General features: G+C 66.9%; 17 protein-coding genes. 8 read left to right on the top strand and 9 right to left on the bottom strand.

Annotated features, from left to right (window positions below):
• Positions 1 to 70: 70 nt before the first annotated feature.
• Positions 71 to 1,606, bottom strand: a complete 1,536-nt coding sequence (locus IV113_RS07380; RefSeq protein ID WP_291082390.1) for a winged helix-turn-helix domain-containing protein — start codon at positions 1,604 to 1,606, stop codon at positions 71 to 73.
• A gap of 136 nt (positions 1,607 to 1,742) precedes the next feature.
• Here IV113_RS07380 and IV113_RS07375 point away from each other — a divergent pair, with 136 nt between their 5' ends.
• The 3 genes from IV113_RS07375 to IV113_RS07365 are packed head-to-tail and all read left to right on the top strand — an operon-like array spanning position 1,743 to position 3,911.
• Positions 1,743 to 2,555 (top strand): class I SAM-dependent methyltransferase, encoded by an 813-nt coding sequence (locus tag IV113_RS07375; RefSeq protein ID WP_291082387.1) that lies wholly within the window; start codon positions 1,743 to 1,745, stop codon positions 2,553 to 2,555.
• 19 nt (positions 2,556 to 2,574) lie between these two features.
• Positions 2,575 to 3,090 carry an OsmC family protein gene (locus IV113_RS07370; protein ID WP_291082384.1) on the top strand — a complete coding sequence of 172 codons (516 nt, stop codon included), beginning with the start codon at positions 2,575 to 2,577 and terminating at the stop codon, positions 3,088 to 3,090.
• 2 nt (positions 3,091 to 3,092) lie between these two features.
• Positions 3,093 to 3,911, top strand: a complete 819-nt coding sequence (locus tag IV113_RS07365) for a methyltransferase domain-containing protein (protein ID WP_291082381.1) — start codon at positions 3,093 to 3,095, stop codon at positions 3,909 to 3,911.
• Positions 3,912 to 3,915: 4 nt separating this feature from the next.
• Here the strand turns inward: IV113_RS07365 and IV113_RS07360 are convergent, their stop codons facing one another.
• The 6 genes from IV113_RS07360 to IV113_RS07335 are packed head-to-tail and all read right to left on the bottom strand — an operon-like array spanning position 3,916 to position 9,002.
• Entirely contained in the window at positions 3,916 to 4,743 is an 828-nt protein-coding gene (locus IV113_RS07360) for an ABC transporter substrate-binding protein (RefSeq protein WP_291082379.1), read from the bottom strand.
• Between the two features lies 1 nt (position 4,744).
• Entirely contained in the window at positions 4,745 to 5,716 is a 972-nt protein-coding gene (locus tag IV113_RS07355; RefSeq protein WP_291082377.1) for a tripartite tricarboxylate transporter substrate binding protein, read from the bottom strand.
• A gap of 27 nt (positions 5,717 to 5,743) precedes the next feature.
• The gene (locus IV113_RS07350; protein ID WP_291082374.1) at positions 5,744 to 6,733 is read right to left on the bottom strand and encodes a zinc-binding dehydrogenase; all 990 of its coding nucleotides are present in this window, start codon (positions 6,731 to 6,733) and stop codon (positions 5,744 to 5,746) included.
• Positions 6,734 to 6,752: 19 nt separating this feature from the next.
• Positions 6,753 to 7,574, bottom strand: coding sequence for an enoyl-CoA hydratase (locus IV113_RS07345; RefSeq protein WP_291082371.1), 822 nt, complete (start codon positions 7,572 to 7,574; stop codon positions 6,753 to 6,755).
• Positions 7,574 to 8,764: a CaiB/BaiF CoA-transferase family protein gene (locus tag IV113_RS07340; RefSeq protein WP_291082368.1), complete on the bottom strand. Its 1,191-nt coding sequence runs from the start codon at positions 8,762 to 8,764 to the stop codon at positions 7,574 to 7,576. The genes IV113_RS07345 and IV113_RS07340 overlap by 1 nt, the downstream gene beginning before the upstream one ends.
• A 16-nt stretch (positions 8,765 to 8,780) precedes the next feature.
• On the bottom strand, positions 8,781 to 9,002 hold the full coding sequence (locus tag IV113_RS07335; protein ID WP_291082366.1) for a hypothetical protein: 222 nt from the start codon (positions 9,000 to 9,002) through the stop codon (positions 8,781 to 8,783).
• Between the two features lie 116 nt (positions 9,003 to 9,118).
• Between IV113_RS07335 and IV113_RS07330 the strand changes: the two genes are divergently transcribed.
• From IV113_RS07330 to IV113_RS07315, 4 genes are all read left to right on the top strand, one after another.
• On the top strand, positions 9,119 to 10,036 hold the full coding sequence (locus IV113_RS07330) for a LysR family transcriptional regulator (protein ID WP_291082363.1): 918 nt from the start codon (positions 9,119 to 9,121) through the stop codon (positions 10,034 to 10,036).
• 181 nt (positions 10,037 to 10,217) lie between these two features.
• A complete protein-coding gene (locus IV113_RS07325) occupies positions 10,218 to 10,586 on the top strand; it encodes a DUF1428 domain-containing protein (protein ID WP_291082360.1) in 369 nt (122 codons plus the stop codon).
• A 49-nt stretch (positions 10,587 to 10,635) separates the two neighbouring features.
• The gene (locus IV113_RS07320; RefSeq protein ID WP_291082351.1) at positions 10,636 to 11,112 is read left to right on the top strand and encodes a DUF4124 domain-containing protein; all 477 of its coding nucleotides are present in this window, start codon (positions 10,636 to 10,638) and stop codon (positions 11,110 to 11,112) included.
• Positions 11,113 to 11,280: 168 nt separating this feature from the next.
• Positions 11,281 to 11,670 carry a VOC family protein gene (locus tag IV113_RS07315; RefSeq protein ID WP_291082348.1) on the top strand — a complete coding sequence of 130 codons (390 nt, stop codon included), beginning with the start codon at positions 11,281 to 11,283 and terminating at the stop codon, positions 11,668 to 11,670.
• 99 nt (positions 11,671 to 11,769) lie between these two features.
• On the opposite strand, the gene pssA is transcribed toward IV113_RS07315, so the two are convergent.
• Positions 11,770 to 12,402 carry a CDP-diacylglycerol--serine O-phosphatidyltransferase gene (gene pssA, locus IV113_RS07310; RefSeq protein ID WP_291082345.1) on the bottom strand — a complete coding sequence of 211 codons (633 nt, stop codon included), beginning with the start codon at positions 12,400 to 12,402 and terminating at the stop codon, positions 11,770 to 11,772.
• A 388-nt stretch (positions 12,403 to 12,790) separates the two neighbouring features.
• Between pssA and IV113_RS07305 the strand changes: the two genes are divergently transcribed.
• Positions 12,791 to 13,567, top strand: a complete 777-nt coding sequence (locus IV113_RS07305; protein ID WP_291082342.1) for a class I SAM-dependent methyltransferase — start codon at positions 12,791 to 12,793, stop codon at positions 13,565 to 13,567.
• Positions 13,568 to 13,799: 232 nt separating this feature from the next.
• Here the strand turns inward: IV113_RS07305 and IV113_RS07300 are convergent, their stop codons facing one another.
• The gene (locus IV113_RS07300) at positions 13,800 to 14,132 is read right to left on the bottom strand and encodes a hypothetical protein (protein WP_291082339.1); all 333 of its coding nucleotides are present in this window, start codon (positions 14,130 to 14,132) and stop codon (positions 13,800 to 13,802) included.
• Positions 14,133 to 14,209 lie beyond the last annotated feature (77 nt).

Below are 14,209 nucleotides of genomic sequence, written 5' to 3'. Positions count from 1 at the left end.
GGTGTGGAGTGGGCGGTTGAAAATTGTAGCGGGGTAATCCGAAGGTGCTAGCGATGCGCCTCTGGGCGGATCACCCAGTCCGATCCCACAACAGCGCGATTCGTTCGCCAATCCGCCGCCCGTGCGTCAGCGTCACCTCGTTCAGCGAGAGCTGGCTGCGGCGCTGGCGCGCGGCGCTCAGGGCGGTGATCGCATCGGTGGTGGCGCCCAGGCGGTCGAGGGCGGCGGCCTGCAGCAGGTGCGGGAGGTGGAAGCGCGGGTCGACCCGGCACGACCGCCGGGCTTCCACCAGCGCCTCGTCGACGCGGTCGGCGCGCAGCAAAAAGCGGCCGAGCAGCCAGCCCCAGAAGCCCAGGCGGCGGTCACGCGGGCTGATCTTCATGCCGTAGCGCATGCGTTCGATGCCTTCGTCCAGCTTGCGGTTCATGGCCAGTGCGGCGCCCATCGCCACGTGCGCCTGGGCGTTGCTCGGGTTGAGCTCCAGCGCCTGTTGCAGCGTGTCCATGCCGCGCTTGTAGTGGCCGAGGTCGCACAGGGCGCAACCTGCATAGCCCAGCACCTCGGAGCTGCCGTCGTCCAGCGTGATGGCCGAGTTGGCCGAGGCCAGCACGTCGGCGCGCAGGTCTGCCGTGTCCGCGACCATGCCGATGTTGGTCGCCACGATGGTGAGCAGCGCGTAGTGGCCGTGGCTCAGGCCGAAGTTCGGGTCGAGCGCGGTGCTGCGCCGCAGTTCGGCCCGCGCCGTGGCCATGCCGTCGGCGCTCCAGCCCTGGGCGGCGAGCGCGCCCACGGCCTCGTGGTAGTGCGCCCAGGCATCGAGGTTTTCGGGGCGCTGGCGGCGGATGTGGGCGATCTCGGCCCGGGTGAGTTCGGGTTCGAGTTCGCTGATGATGCCGCGCGCGATGTTCTCCTGCGCATCCACGGCGCCGTCGGCCAGGCTGTCGGCCTGGCTGTCGAACTGCGCGCTCCACAGGATGCGGGCAGAGGCCGCCTCGATCAGCTGCAGCGAGACGCGCAGCGCGTCGGCCTTGGGGCGCACGCTGCCCTGCACCAGAAAACGCACGCCGAGCTGCCGCGCCACGTCCTGCAGCGGCGCTTGCTGGCCACGAAAGACCAGGGACGAGGCGTGCGCGATGAGGATGAAGCCGGGCACACGGGCGAGCAGCGCGGTGACATCTTCGACCAGGCCCTGCGCAAAGAAACCGATGCGGGGATCGTCGGACAGCACGCTCAGCGGCAGCACCGCGATGGTGGGGCGCTCCAGCTGCTCCAAGGCAGGCTGCGCGGTGATCGGGCCTGTGCCGGGGGCCGGGTGCAGGTCGAGCGTGAATCGGTAGCCGCGCCCGGAGATGGTGGTGATGGCGCCGGTCCCGAGGATCTTGCGCAGCGCGGACACGTGCACCGAGAGGTTGTTTTCCTCCACCACCTGGCCCGGCCACACCTGCTCCAGCACCTCGCCCTTGGTGAGCACACGGTCGTGGTGCGTCACCAGGCACAGCAGCAAGTCAAACGCACGCGAGCCCAGCGCGGCGGGTGCGCCGTCGACCAGCAGCACGCGTTCTGACGGCCGGAGTTCGAAGCGATCGAAGCGGTAGGACTCTTGCACGCGGGCTCCCGTTGAACGGTGGCTTCAGAAAATACAGGAAGTCTTCAGAAAAAGCCAAAGACGCCTTGCGCCTCCCGGGCGGACAGTCGGGTCTCCAGACACCCAGATTGTTCAACCCCAACCCGAAGGAAGACACATGGACACCCTGACCGATTTCACCGCCCTCAAGAACCGGCAACAACTGGCCTGGGCCAGTGGTGACTATGCCGTGATCGGCACCACGCTGCAGATCGTGGGCGAATCGCTGGCCGAAGCCTGCGACCTGCGCTGGGACGAATCCGTGCTCGACGTGGCCGCCGGCAACGGCAACGCGAGCCTGGCCGCGGCGCGGCGCGGCTGCGACGTGACCTCCACCGACTACGTGGACACCTTGCTGGAGCGCGGCGCCGAGCGTGCGCGCGCCGAGCACCTGGCCATGACCACCCAGGTGGCCGATGTGGAGGCGCTGCCCTTCGATGACGCCCGTTTTGACGTGGTGCTGTCCACCTTCGGCGTGATGTTCGCGCCCGACCAGCAGCGCGCGGCCGACGAGATGGCGCGCGTGTGCCGCCCGGGCGGGCGCATCGGCCTGGCCAACTGGACGCCCGAGGGCTTCATCGGCCAGTTGTTCAAGACCCTGGGGCGCCACCTGCCGCCGCCTGCGGGCGTCAAGCCGCCATCGCTCTGGGGCGTGAAGTCGCACCTGGAAGCCTTGTTCGGCGACCAGGCCTCGGTCATCGCGACCACCCCCAAAGTCTTCAACTTCCGCTACCGTTCGGCTGAGCACTTCGTCGAGGTGTTCCGCACCTGGTACGGGCCGGTGCACAAGGCCTTCGCGGCCCTGCCCCCGGAGACCGCGGCCCTGCTGGAGCGCGATCTCATCGAGTTGCTCAACCGCCTGAACCAGGGTGGCGCGCGCTCGCTGGTCGTGCCCAGTGAGTACCTCGAGGTGGTCATCACGCGCCGTTGAACCGACCCGGAGACACGCCATGGACGCACAGGAGCACATTCGCAATGCCTTCAGCCGCATGGCGCACGTCTTTGCCAAGAAGCCGGAAGCCGCCCAGGACACCAGCGTGATGCGGGCGCGGGTGGTGGAGGGGCTGCACTGCGAGGCCCGGGAGGGCGACTGGCGCTTCAGCATCGACATGCCGGTGGAAGGTGGCGGCACCGGCGCCGGCCCCACGCCCGGCGTGCACGGTCGCGCCGCGCTGGCGAGCTGCCTGGCCATCGGCTACAGCATCTTCCTGGCGCGTGCGGGCATCGGCGTGCGCAGTCTGGAGGTCGAGATCGCGGCCGACTACGACAACCGGGGCTTGCTCGGCATCGACGGCGTCTACCCCGCCTACCTCGGGGTGCGCCACACGCTGTACCTGGACGCGGACGCCACGCCCGAGCAACTGGAGCCGGTGATCGCCGAGGCGCGCCGGTGCAGCCCCTACCTGCATGTGTTTGCCGACCCCCAGCCGCTGCAGGGCAGCGTGGTGTACGGCCCCCGGGGCTGAGCATGGACGGGCGGCTTCAGCTGCGCGTGCAGCGCTACGGGTGGGACCGCGCCTCGGCCTGGTACGAAGACCTGTGGCGCGAAGCGCTCGCGCCCGCCACGCAAGGGGTGTTGCATCTCGCCCGGCTGCAACCGGGCGAGCGCGTGCTCGACGTGGCCTGTGGCTCGGGCGTGCTCACGCGCGCCGCGCTGGCCGCGGTCGGGCCGCAGGGTGAGGCCGTGGGTTGCGATGTGTCGGCGGGCATGGTGGCGGTGGCACAGGCCGCATCAATCGGCTGCCACTTCCTGCGCACCGATGCACAAGCGGTGGGCGAGGTGTTGCCGCCGGCGCATTTCGACGTGGTGCTGTGCGGCCTGGGCCTGATGTACATGCCCGACCCCGAGGCCTGCCTGGCCGCCATGGCGGGCTGCCTGCGACCCGGCGGGCGGCTGGTGGTGTCGGTCTGGGGCGAGCGCTCGGCCTGTGGCTGGTCCGGTGTCTTCCCCATCGTCGATGCGCGCGTGCAGTCCGAGGTCTGCCCGATGTTTTTCCGGCTGGGCGGGGGCGACACGCTGCGCACCGCGCTGGCCGGGGCCGGTCTGCAGCAGGTGCACACCGAGCGCATCGCCACCACCATCGACTACCCCGACGCCACCACCGCGTGCGATGCGGCTTTTGTGGGTGGGCCGGTGGCGTTGGCCTACAGCCGCTTCGACGCACCGACCCGCGCGGCCGTGCGTGCCGAGTACCTCGGCTCGCTGCGGCGCTGGGCCCGCGCGGACGGTTTTGCGCTGCCGGGCGAGTTCGTGATTGGCGTGGGCGAGCGGGCCTCGGCCCAGTGAGCGCTCAGGGCTTGCGCGCGGGTGCGACTGCGGCGCCCTGGATGCCATGGCGCTGCAGCCCGGCGGCCACGAAGCCGGTGGCCTTCATTTCTTCGATGAAGCTGCTGAGCCAGGCCTGCGCGGCGGTGCGGCCCTTGGGCACGCCCATGGATTGTTCGATCACCATGAAGCGCCCGGGCAGCAGGCGCACGCCGCCCACGCGCTGAGCGTCCATCTCCAGCTGCTGCTTCACGCCGGCCGCCACGTCGAGCTTCTCGGCCAGGAACATGTCGGTCACGGCGGGTGAGGTGGGCGCGCGCACCAGGGTGGCCGCCTTGATCTCGCGCGTGAGGAACAGGTCGTAGGCGCTGCCTTTGCCCACCACCACTTTGGTGCCGGCGCGGTCCACGTCTTCGTTGCGGCGCAGCGGCGAGTCGTTGCGCACCAGATACGAGCCTTCGATCACCACGTAGGGCGCGGTGTATTCCATGTCGGCCGCGCGCACCGGGTCGATCGCCACGAAGGCGAGGTCGACCTTGCCGGCCTTGATGCCTTCCACCACGTTGCCGGCCGAGTTGAACAGCACCAGCTCGATGGGCAGGCCGAGCCGGCGCGCGGCCTCGCGTGCCAGATCCACCGACACGCCCTGCGGCTCGCCCGCGGCGTTGCGCGTGGCGAGGATGGGGTTGCCGAAGTTGATCGCGGCGCGCAGTTTGCCGGTGGGTGAGAGCTGGGCGATGGCCGCTGGTGATGGGGGCGATGCCGGTGCGGTGGCCGCACAGCCTCCGAGCAGCAGGGCACCGGTGGCGAAGACGGCGAACAGGGCGCGGCGTGTGAGGTCGGCGGGGTTCATGTCAGTCGACCTTCACGTTGGCGGTCTTGACCAGGTTGACCCAGAACTTGCTGTCTTCCACCAGGAAGCTGCCGAACTGCTCCGGCGTGCTTGACAACGACACCTCGGTGCCCTCGCGCTCCAGCGCGGCTTTCACCGAGGGCTGCTGCATGGCCGTGCGCAAGGCTTCGTGAAGGGTCTTCATGACGGCCGGTGGCGTGCCCACCGGCACGAACATGCCGTACCAGAACTCGATGTTGTATTCGGGCAGGCCGGCTTCGCGCATGCCGGGCAGATCGGGCACCAGCGGCGAGCGCTCCCGCGTGCTCACGGCCAGCGCGCGCAGCTTGCCGCCCTGGGCCTGCGGCAGCACCGACGGTGACGTGCCGAAGGTCACCTGCGTTTCGCCCGCCATCACCGAGGTGACGGCGATGGCGCCGCCGCGGTAGGGCACATGCGTCATTTCAGTGCCGGTCAGGAGATTGAAGAGCGCCATGCCCAGGTGCGGCGCCGAGCCGTTGCCCGATGTGGAGTAGTTGAGCTTGCCGGGGTCTTTCTTGGCGGCGGCGATCAGATCGGGCACCGACTTGATGGGGCTGCTGGGGGTGACAGCCAGCACCAGCGGCGAGGTCGTCATCTTGCTCACGGGTACCAGGTCGCTGGGCTTGTAGGTGAGCTTGGGGTTGAGCGCCGGGTTCACCGAGATGCTGCTCGGGCTGGCGATCAGCAGGGTGTAACCGTCGGGCGCGGCCTTGGCCACGATGTCGGCAGCAATGCTGGAGCCGGCACCGGGCTTGTTGTCGATGATCACGGTCTGGCCCATGGCCTTGCTGAAGGACTCGCTCATCGAACGGGCCACGTAGTCGGCCGCGCCGCCCGGCGCAAAACCGACCACGATGCGGATCGTCTTGTTCGGGTAGGCCGCGGGCTGTGCCCAGACCGCGCCGGCCAGGGTGCTCAGGGCGAAGGCCAGGATCAGGTTCTTGTTGTTCATGGTGTTGTCTCCTCAGGGGGTTGAAATTCAGGCGGCGCCTGCCGGCATGCGCAGGACGATCTTTCCGATGTGCGCGCCAGCTTCCATGCGCGCCTTGGCCTCGGTGAGTTGCGCGAAATCCATCACCTGGTCGATGCGCGGCTGGATGCGACCGGATGCGATGTGGGGCATGACTTCGGCCACGAAACGCGGCACGGCAGCAGCCCGCTGCGCCTTGCTGCGCAGCTTGTTGGACACACCGAACAAGGTGAGGCGCCTGGCGTGCAGGGCTTCGAGGTCGATGTCGGCGTGCACCACGCCGTCGACATAACCCACCGTGGCCAGACGGCCCTCGAAGGCCAGGGCGCGCACGTTCTCCGAGAACACGGTGCCGCCGACGGTGTTGACGATCAGGTTGGCGCCACGCTGGTCCGTGGCCTGCATGACGGCCGGCGCGAAGTCCGCCGCGCGGGTGTGCAGGGCGAGGTCCAGGCCCAGCGGCTGGAGCGCAGCCAGCTTGTCGGCCGAGCCGGAGGTGCCGATGACGTGCGCGCCCAGTGCCTTGCCCAGCTGCAGCGAGGCCACGCCCACGCCGGACGACACGCCATTGATGAGCAACCACTCGCCAGCCTTCAGGTGGCCCTGCAGCACCAGCATGTCGAACGCGACCAGGAAGGTGAGCGGCACGCTGGCGGCGGCTTCCCATGAAAGATCCGACGGCACCCCCATGGCCTCGGCCGACTCCATCACCGCGAATTCCGAGAAGGCCCCGGGGCAGCGGCCCATGACGCGGTCGCCGGGCTTGAAGCCGGTGACCTCGGCGCCCACGGCCACCACCTCGCCCGCGCCCTCGCCGCCGATGGCCTTCCAGCTGCCGGGCTGCCCATGCAGACCGTGGCCGAGCAGGAATTCGCCGCGGTTGAGCGCGGCCGCGCGCATGCGCACCAGCAATTGCCGTGGCTCCGGCGTGGGCACGGGGCTGTCGCGCAACTCGAGCACCGTATCGGTGTCGGTCATCTGCATCCAGTAGGACTGCATGGGTTCTTCCTTGGTGTGTTCAGCGGCCGGTGAAGACCGGTTTGCGCTTCTGCATGAAGGCGCTGCGGCCTTCGGTGTAGTCGGCGCTCTCGAAGCAGCCGCGGATCAGCGAAGCGCAGAGCGCGCTGTCGAGATCGGGCGAGGGTTTCAGGATCTCGCGCGTGATCGCCTTGCCGGCCATCACCGTGAGCGGTGCGTTCTCGGCGATCGTGCCGGCGTACTCGGCCAGCAGCGCGGGCAGGGCGTCCGGCTCGCAGATCCGCGAGACCAGGCCGAGCGCTTTGGCCTCGGCAGCGTCGATGCGGCGCGCGGTGAAGAACAGGTCTTTCGCCGCGCCCGGGCCGATCAGGTCCACCAGGTTCTTCATGGCCGAGTAGCGGTAGCCCAGGCCCAGCCGCGCGGCGGGAATCGAGAACACCGAATCGCTGGAGGCGATGCGGATGTCGCAGCTGATCGCCACGTTCACACCACCGCCGATGCAGTAGCCGCGGATGCAGGACAGCGTGGGCTTGGGGAAGTCGTGGATGCCCATCAGCGTGGCCTCGGCCATCTTCTCGTAATAGGCCACCGCCTCGCGCGCGGCGCGCATGTCCTCGAACTGCGTGATGTCCGCCCCCGAGACGAAGGCTTTCTCGCCCGCGCCGGAAAACACCACCAGGCGCACGCGGTCGTCGTCCTTCGCGGTGTTGAGCAGCGGCGGCACGGCTTCCCACATGTCGACCGAGAGCGCGTTGTGCCGCGCCGGGTTGTTGAAGCGGATGTGCAGCGTGCGCTCGTCGAGCCAGGTCTGCACGCGTTCGGTGGTGCTGGTGTAGGTGCTGGCGTGGGTGGGTGTGCTCATCAATAGACTCCGGCAGCTTTCATGCGGGCGAGGTCTTCGGCGCCAAGGCCGAGTTCACCCAGGATTTCTTCGGTGTGCTCACCCCGGCGCGGTGCCGCGCGCGCGATGGTGCTGGGCGTGCGTTCGAGCTGCATCGGCTGGCCCACCAGGCGCTGCGGGCCTTGCCACTTCGAGACCACGTCCTTGATCATCCCGAGGTGTTGCACCTGCGGTTCTTCGAGCGCCTCTTTCATGTTGCTGATCAGGCCGCAGGCCACGCCGCCGTCGTTGAACTGCTGCACCCAATGGGCCCGGTCGTGCGTGGCCAGCCGGCGGTTGATCTCGGCGTTGAGCGTGTCGCGGTTGACGGAGCGCGAGGGCTTGTCGTGGTAGCGCTCGTCGGTGATCCACTCGGGCGCGCCGAGGATCTGGCAGAAGCGTTCCCAGATCTTGGAGCCGAACACGGCGATGTTCATGTAGCCGTCGCGCGCCTTGTAGACACCGGTCGGGATGCTGGTGGGGTGGAAGTTGCCGGCCTGTGTGGCCACTTCACCGTCGATCAGGTAGCGCGAGGTCTGGAAGTCCAGCATGTAGACCATGGACTCCAGCAGCGAGGTGTGCAGGTACTGGCCCTTGCCGGAGGCCTCGCGCTCCAGGAGCGCCACCAGAATGCCCTGCGCCGCGAAGATGCCCGCGCACAGGTCGGCGATCGGAATGCCCACGCGCATCGGCGCCTCGCCCGGTTGGCCGGTGACGGACATCAGCCCGCCCATGCCTTGTGCGATCTGGTCGAACCCGGGGCGCGTGGCCAGCGGGCCGGTCTGGCCGAAGCCCGAGATGCTGGCGTAGACCAGGCCCGGGTTGGTGGCGGCCAGCGAGGCGTAGTCGATGCTCAGGCGGAATTTCACATCGGGCCGAAAGTTCTCCACCACCACGTCCGCGCCGGCGATCAGGCGCTTGAGCGTGGCGATGCCCTCGTCTTCCTTCAGGTTGAGCGTGATGGAGCGCTTGTTGCGGTGCGTGTACTGGTAGTCGGAGCCGTCCTGGCCGCCGAGCGTGTCGTCGCCGCGCATGCTCTCGGGCATCTGCACCTGGACCACGTCGGCGCCCCAGTCGGCCAGCTGGCGGCAGGCGGTGGGGCCGGCGCGCACCTGGGTGAGGTCGATCACGCGGAAACGTTGCAGGGCGGCGGAGGCGGGCAAATGGGGCATGGCGTTCGAGCGGGGGTTATGGGCGGCAGAGCGCGCCACTCTGGTTGTCCACAACGATGGTCTGGCCCAGGGACTTGCTCCGGCGCTCGGTGACCACGCGGTCGATCGTGCCGCTGCCACCACGAGCGGACAAAGGCACGACGCAGCGCATGAGGCTGACCGGATAGCGTCGCTCAAAAGAGAGACCGGGCATGGCAATGGCAGCCGATGCTTCCTGCAAGAGGTAGCGGCGTTTCACGGTTCTTGTCTCCTTCGTTGTGGGCGCATGTTGACAGCGAGGGGGTGTGCTGTAAATTGCATCTTTCTGAGGTCTTGATGCAAGCAATGCATGAATGGGGAGACGAGATGAATCCGATGAAACCGACCTTGGCCGACCTGCGCGCTTTCGTCACCGTGGGCGAGCTGCAGAGCTTTGCCGCGGCGGCCAAGGCCCTGCACCTGTCGCAGCCCGCGCTCTCGCGCCGCATCTCGCATCTGGAGAACCAGCTGGCCGTGCGCCTGTTCGACCGCACGACACGCAGCGTGGCGCTCACCCAGCTGGGGCAGCGCTTCCTCGGCCAGGTGCGCAGCGTGATCGACGGCCTCGACCGCTCGGTGATCGACCTGCACGATGTGGCGCACCTGGAAGCGGGTGACGTGACCATTGGCTGCGTGTTCTCGGCCGTGCACCACTTCCTGCCCGGGGTGATCCGCAGCTACCGCGAGCAGCACCCGCATGTGCTGGTGCGCATCATCGAAGAGGGCGCGGACGAGGTGCTCGCCAGCGTGAAGAGCGGCGAAGCGGACTTCGCGCTCAACTACACCGGCATGCAGGACCCCGAGGTCGAGTTCACGCCGCTGCTCAAGGAGCCCTTCGTGCTCGCCTGCCAGGTCGGGCACCCGCTCGCGAAGCGGAGATCGGTGCGCTGGGAAGAGCTGGCCGACTACCCGTATGCGCTGGTCTCGCACGCCAGCCGCAACCGGGTGCTGATCGACCAGGCGCTGGCCGAGCTGGCGCCGCTGCCACGACCGGTCTGCGAGTTCCGCCACATCTCCACCTTGATCGGCTTCGTGGACAACGGGCTGGGCGTGGCCATCGTGCCGCAGCTGACCTTGCCCCGCCAGCCTGCTTCCATCGTGGGTGTTCGACTGGAGAACCCCGCCATCACCCGCACCATCGGCCTGATCCGCCGCACCGGGCGCAGCCTGTCGCCCGCCGCCACGGCGTTCGCGCACCTGCTGACGCAGGCCAGCCGCGCCACGGCCAGCCCACGGCGCCGGTTGCCGAAGTAGTGGTGGCGGAGGGTGCCGTCCAGCGACGGGCTTGAGCTGGCGGGGCCCAGGGGTCTATGCTGAGGGCGCAGCGGCGGCCGACCCGGCAGGCCATGTCGATTTGGCTACCTGTCGTTCGTCGATGGGATACGAGGCGCCCACAGGGGGCGCGTCGACCGGTCAACCCAACAGGAGTGAAGACATGTCTTACATCGACGGTTTCGTGATCGCAGTCCCCACCGCCAACAAGCAGAAGTTCATCGAGCACGCGCGCAAGCTCGACCCGATATTCCTCGAGCTGGGCGCCATCCGTGTGATCGAGGGTTGGGGCGACGACGTCCCCGACGGCAAAGTCACCGATTTCCGCCGCGCAGTCCAGGCCACGGCCGACGAGACGGTGGCCTTTTCGTGGGTCGAATGGCCGGACAAAGCCACGCGCGACGCCGGCATGAAGAAAATGATGGAAGACCCGCGCATGGATCCGGCCACACCCGGCAACCCACCCATGCCCTTCGACGGCAAACGCATGATCTTCGGCGGCTTCGAACCGGTGGTTGAAGTGAAGGCTTGAGCAGCGGGGGTCGTACCATGCTCTTGGCTTGTAACTACCGGTGGTCAATATGGGTGCTGCTCGTTGGGTCTGTTTCTCGCTTGCGATCGCACTGGCGTTCGGTAGCAGCGGCGCTCTCTCCGAGGTGTACCGCTGGAAAGACAGCAATGGCAAAGTTCACTTTGGCGATCGGCCGGATTCCACCGATCCGCAGGTGGTGAAGGAAGTCATTGTTCCCAGCCCCAATCTGGCCACGGGCCTCAAAGGCATGCCTTCCACAACTGCCGGCGGCAAGCCCAAAGCCGTTGCGGGCGAAGAGACCACCGTCCCAGCGGCTCCAGTGGGCGCAGCTGAAGGTTCCAGACCCAAATCTGCACCCAAGCGCGGCATCGCCGAGCAAAGCAAAGACAGCTGCCAAGCCAAGGTGGCAGCGTTTCGAGCCAGCAGGGCTTGCTTCGACGCTTGCGGCAGCACCAATGGAAGATTCGGCACACGAAACAACGCCGGTTGTGAGCATTGCGTCGAGCAACCGATGCCCAGCTGTTGACGCATTGCGCGGTCATCGGGGGCGCATCTGGCGCCTTTTTCTCGGATTCTCTGGCATGGTCGATGGACCACGCGCCGTAAACAGGAGAACACACATGAGCTACGTTGACCGATTCGATGGCCAAAGCATGATTTCCGGCGGATTTCACGTCATCCTGGAGAAGATGTGATGCTGCAGGACTCCCCGATGTACTCGTACATTCCGGCGAAAGACATCGCCCGCGCGCGCCGGTTCTATGAAGACAAGCTCGGGCTGCGCCCGAAAGAGGAGACGAATGGCGGGGTCGTTTACGAATTCGGCGGCAGCACGGCCGCCTTCCTCTACCCGACGCCGAACGCCGGCACCTCGCTGGCCAGCCAGGCTTTCTGGTCGGTGCACGACGTCGACGCGGAGATGCAGATGCTCAAGTCGCGCGGCGTCCAGTTCGAGAACTATGACGACATGCCAGGCGAACGCAGCCCTCAAGGCGCGATCACCGCTGGCGGGGCGAAGGCGGCATGGTTCAAGGACAGTGAGGGCAACATCATGGCGTTGATCCAGACGTTGTCGAAGGGCTGAAAACCGGAGGCAACTGCCGCCTTGCTTGTCCGAGGTGACACCCCCAACGCTTGTTCCCAGCCAGGCTGAAGAGGCTGCTACCAGCCTGCACTGCGTCCTTCAGAACTTGGGGATGCGCAGCGTCTTGCTGATCATGGCCGTGCCCGACAGCGCGAACAGCAGGCTCATGGGATGCAACGGCCAGGGCCCGAGTTGCCACACTCCGCCCCACAGTTGCGCACCCAGCGCACCCTGCCAGGCGGCCCATGACAGCACCGCGGTGAGGATCACACTGGTGGGGATCGGCGTGCCTTCAAAGTAGGCCACCTTGCCTGAGTCGGTGGTCAGTTGTTCGGCCGTGACGTTGAAGCGCGCCAACCGGCTGACGCCGCAGCAGACGAAGTAGCACAGGATGACGATGTCGCAACCGCTCTGCAGCCCCGCGGCAAAGCCCAGCGCTGCCGGGCCGACGCCGAAGGAGATGACGTCGGCCAGTGAATCGAGTTCGCGGCCCAGCGGCGAATGCTGGTGCCGCCAGCGCGCCACCTTGCCGTCGAAGACGTCGAAGACGAAGGCCAGCGGTGTCATTGCGGCCGACAACAGAAAGTGCGTGAGCGAGCCGCTGGCCATGTACATCATCGCCAGGAACACCGACAACACGCCGCAGGCGGCATTGCCCAGTGTGATGAAGTCGGCCAGATGAAAGCCGCGGATCATCGTGAAGCGGCGTGGCGGGGGGGTAGAGGGCGTCATGTCAGAGTCTCCGTCGTTGGCTGTGATTAGACAGGGAACGCGACATCGAGCAGCGCTGCGGCGGCAGCCACGTTCATGGTGCGACTACCGCCAGACGCGCAACGGATGCGCTGCTCGTAGCCGCGGATGATCAACGTCAGCTTCGTGGCTAGGCGGCCAACTTGCGGTCTCGGCCATGACTTCGCTTCGATGCTACTCAGCTGGCCAGCTGGCCGCAGATCGGGACACGAACCGGCGGCACGTGTCTGGTATGACAGGACAGCACGACAGACCGGCACTTGGCATCGACTTCGCCCCGCGGTAGCATGTTGCTGTGGCATGACACGTCTCGAACGACGGGCAGATCGCGGTGCCCAGCCCAGCCCAGCCAGCACGCAGGCCAGTCTCGATGAACACCAACCCGATAGAAGCCCTGTGGGCGGTCGTGAAGTCGCAGACCGGCCGGGTTCGCGAGTGGCATGGCGATGATCTCCTCAACCATCAGCCGCGCTACCTCGCAGACCTGCGCCTGATCGAGTCGCTCACCCCGGCCGGCACGGTCCTCGAAGTCGGCTCGGCACCGTGCCACATGACCGCGCTGCTGAGTCTTGCTGGCTTTTCTGTGGTGGGTGTGGACGTCGATCCGGGCCGCATCGCCGAGCTGATCCAGCAGCTTGGTCTCGACGTGCGGCGTTGCGACATCGAGCGCGAACAGCTTCCATTTGAAGACGGTTCCTTCGGCTGTGTGATGTTGTGTGAGACGTTTGAACACCTGCGCATCGACCCCGCATTCGTTCTGAGCGAGATCAATCGAGTCTTGGCTCCCGGGGCCACACTGGTGCTCACCACGCCCAACGTCTATTCGTTACCCAGCCTGGCTCGGTTTCTGCTGGGACGCAGCATCGCCGATCCCGTGACGGAGTTTGGCAAGTTGCGCCGATTGGGTCACATGGGTCATGTGCGTGAGTACTCTGCGGATGAGGTTCGGCGCTTTCTTGAAGCTTCCGGTTTGGCGGTCGAGTCCATCGATTACCGATTCCACGCCCCGCTGGTCGGCCGAAAGAAGAAGCTGCTGTCCCTGGCCTATCACCTCGTGCCCCGACGCTTCCGGCGCGAACTCGTGTTCGTGGCGCACAAGGTCGCAGAGGGACCGAACTTGAGCGCCTTGGTGCCACTGCTGCCGTAGGGACTCGCGAAGCCTCGCGGGGCCATACAGGCATGTCGACACGCTCCAACGCGCGAGAAAGTGCAGGCCCAGAGGTCGGTGCAATCGCGAGTTGCCACCCCTGTCATGACAGGAAGCCACGCTCCTGCAGCAACGCGCGCAGTTCGGCCGAGTCGATTGACTCGTTGACCTGGCTGACGGCTGTGGGCTCGATGCGGACTGTGAGATGCAAGAAGCTGAAGGCCTGCTCAAGCTATTTCAGCAGGGTTATCACTGCACCAGCACACGCTATTAATGCAAAGCACACCAGTGCGGCGCAGCACATGTGATACGCCACCGGCCGTTCCGAATGGGCGATGACGGCCCCCCATCGACGAAGCGGTGCCCTGCGGCTCCAATGGCGAACCAGCATGGCGGTCGTCATCGCGCCAAAAGCTAGCGTCGTGCTCGCAATGCCGTACTGGTTCCGATAGCCCAGCCACATCGACACCACAAGCACGAGCAGGCAAATGCCACTGACAATCCAGAGGTAGTCAAGAAGCTCCGGCCGCTTGTAGTTGGATAAGTCGCTGCTCAATACCTTCATGATTTGTCCAACGTCCGCTTCTGGCCGATGCCCGCCATGGTAGCCGCGTCTTGAGCGGGTCCGAAGGGGGCGTCACA

This window comes from Hydrogenophaga sp. (assembly GCF_018780385.1).
Lineage (GTDB): Bacteria > Pseudomonadota > Gammaproteobacteria > Burkholderiales > Burkholderiaceae_C > Hydrogenophaga.
This window is presented reverse-complemented; position numbering and strand designations above follow the sequence as displayed.

Excerpts from the sequence above, each read along its gene's own strand:
- IV113_RS07375 (WP_291082387.1), top strand. The coding sequence starts at position 1,743 with ATGGACACCCTGACCGATTTCACCGCCCTCAAGAACCGGCAACAACTG.
- IV113_RS07370 (WP_291082384.1), top strand. The coding sequence starts at position 2,575 with ATGGACGCACAGGAGCACATTCGCAATGCCTTCAGCCGCATGGCGCAC.
- IV113_RS07365 (WP_291082381.1), top strand. The coding sequence starts at position 3,093 with ATGGACGGGCGGCTTCAGCTGCGCGTGCAGCGCTACGGGTGGGACCGC.
- IV113_RS07360 (WP_291082379.1), bottom strand. The coding sequence starts at position 4,743 with ATGAACCCCGCCGACCTCACACGCCGCGCCCTGTTCGCCGTCTTCGCC.
- IV113_RS07355 (WP_291082377.1), bottom strand. The coding sequence starts at position 5,716 with ATGAACAACAAGAACCTGATCCTGGCCTTCGCCCTGAGCACCCTGGCC.
- IV113_RS07350 (WP_291082374.1), bottom strand. The coding sequence starts at position 6,733 with ATGCAGTCCTACTGGATGCAGATGACCGACACCGATACGGTGCTCGAG.
- IV113_RS07345 (WP_291082371.1), bottom strand. The coding sequence starts at position 7,574 with ATGAGCACACCCACCCACGCCAGCACCTACACCAGCACCACCGAACGC.
- IV113_RS07340 (WP_291082368.1), bottom strand. The coding sequence starts at position 8,764 with ATGCCCCATTTGCCCGCCTCCGCCGCCCTGCAACGTTTCCGCGTGATC.
- IV113_RS07330 (WP_291082363.1), top strand. The coding sequence starts at position 9,119 with ATGAAACCGACCTTGGCCGACCTGCGCGCTTTCGTCACCGTGGGCGAG.
- IV113_RS07325 (WP_291082360.1), top strand. The coding sequence starts at position 10,218 with ATGTCTTACATCGACGGTTTCGTGATCGCAGTCCCCACCGCCAACAAG.
- IV113_RS07320 (WP_291082351.1), top strand. The coding sequence starts at position 10,636 with ATGGGTGCTGCTCGTTGGGTCTGTTTCTCGCTTGCGATCGCACTGGCG.
- IV113_RS07315 (WP_291082348.1), top strand. The coding sequence starts at position 11,281 with ATGCTGCAGGACTCCCCGATGTACTCGTACATTCCGGCGAAAGACATC.
- pssA (WP_291082345.1), bottom strand. The coding sequence starts at position 12,402 with ATGACGCCCTCTACCCCCCCGCCACGCCGCTTCACGATGATCCGCGGC.
- IV113_RS07305 (WP_291082342.1), top strand. The coding sequence starts at position 12,791 with ATGAACACCAACCCGATAGAAGCCCTGTGGGCGGTCGTGAAGTCGCAG.
- IV113_RS07300 (WP_291082339.1), bottom strand. The coding sequence starts at position 14,132 with ATGAAGGTATTGAGCAGCGACTTATCCAACTACAAGCGGCCGGAGCTT.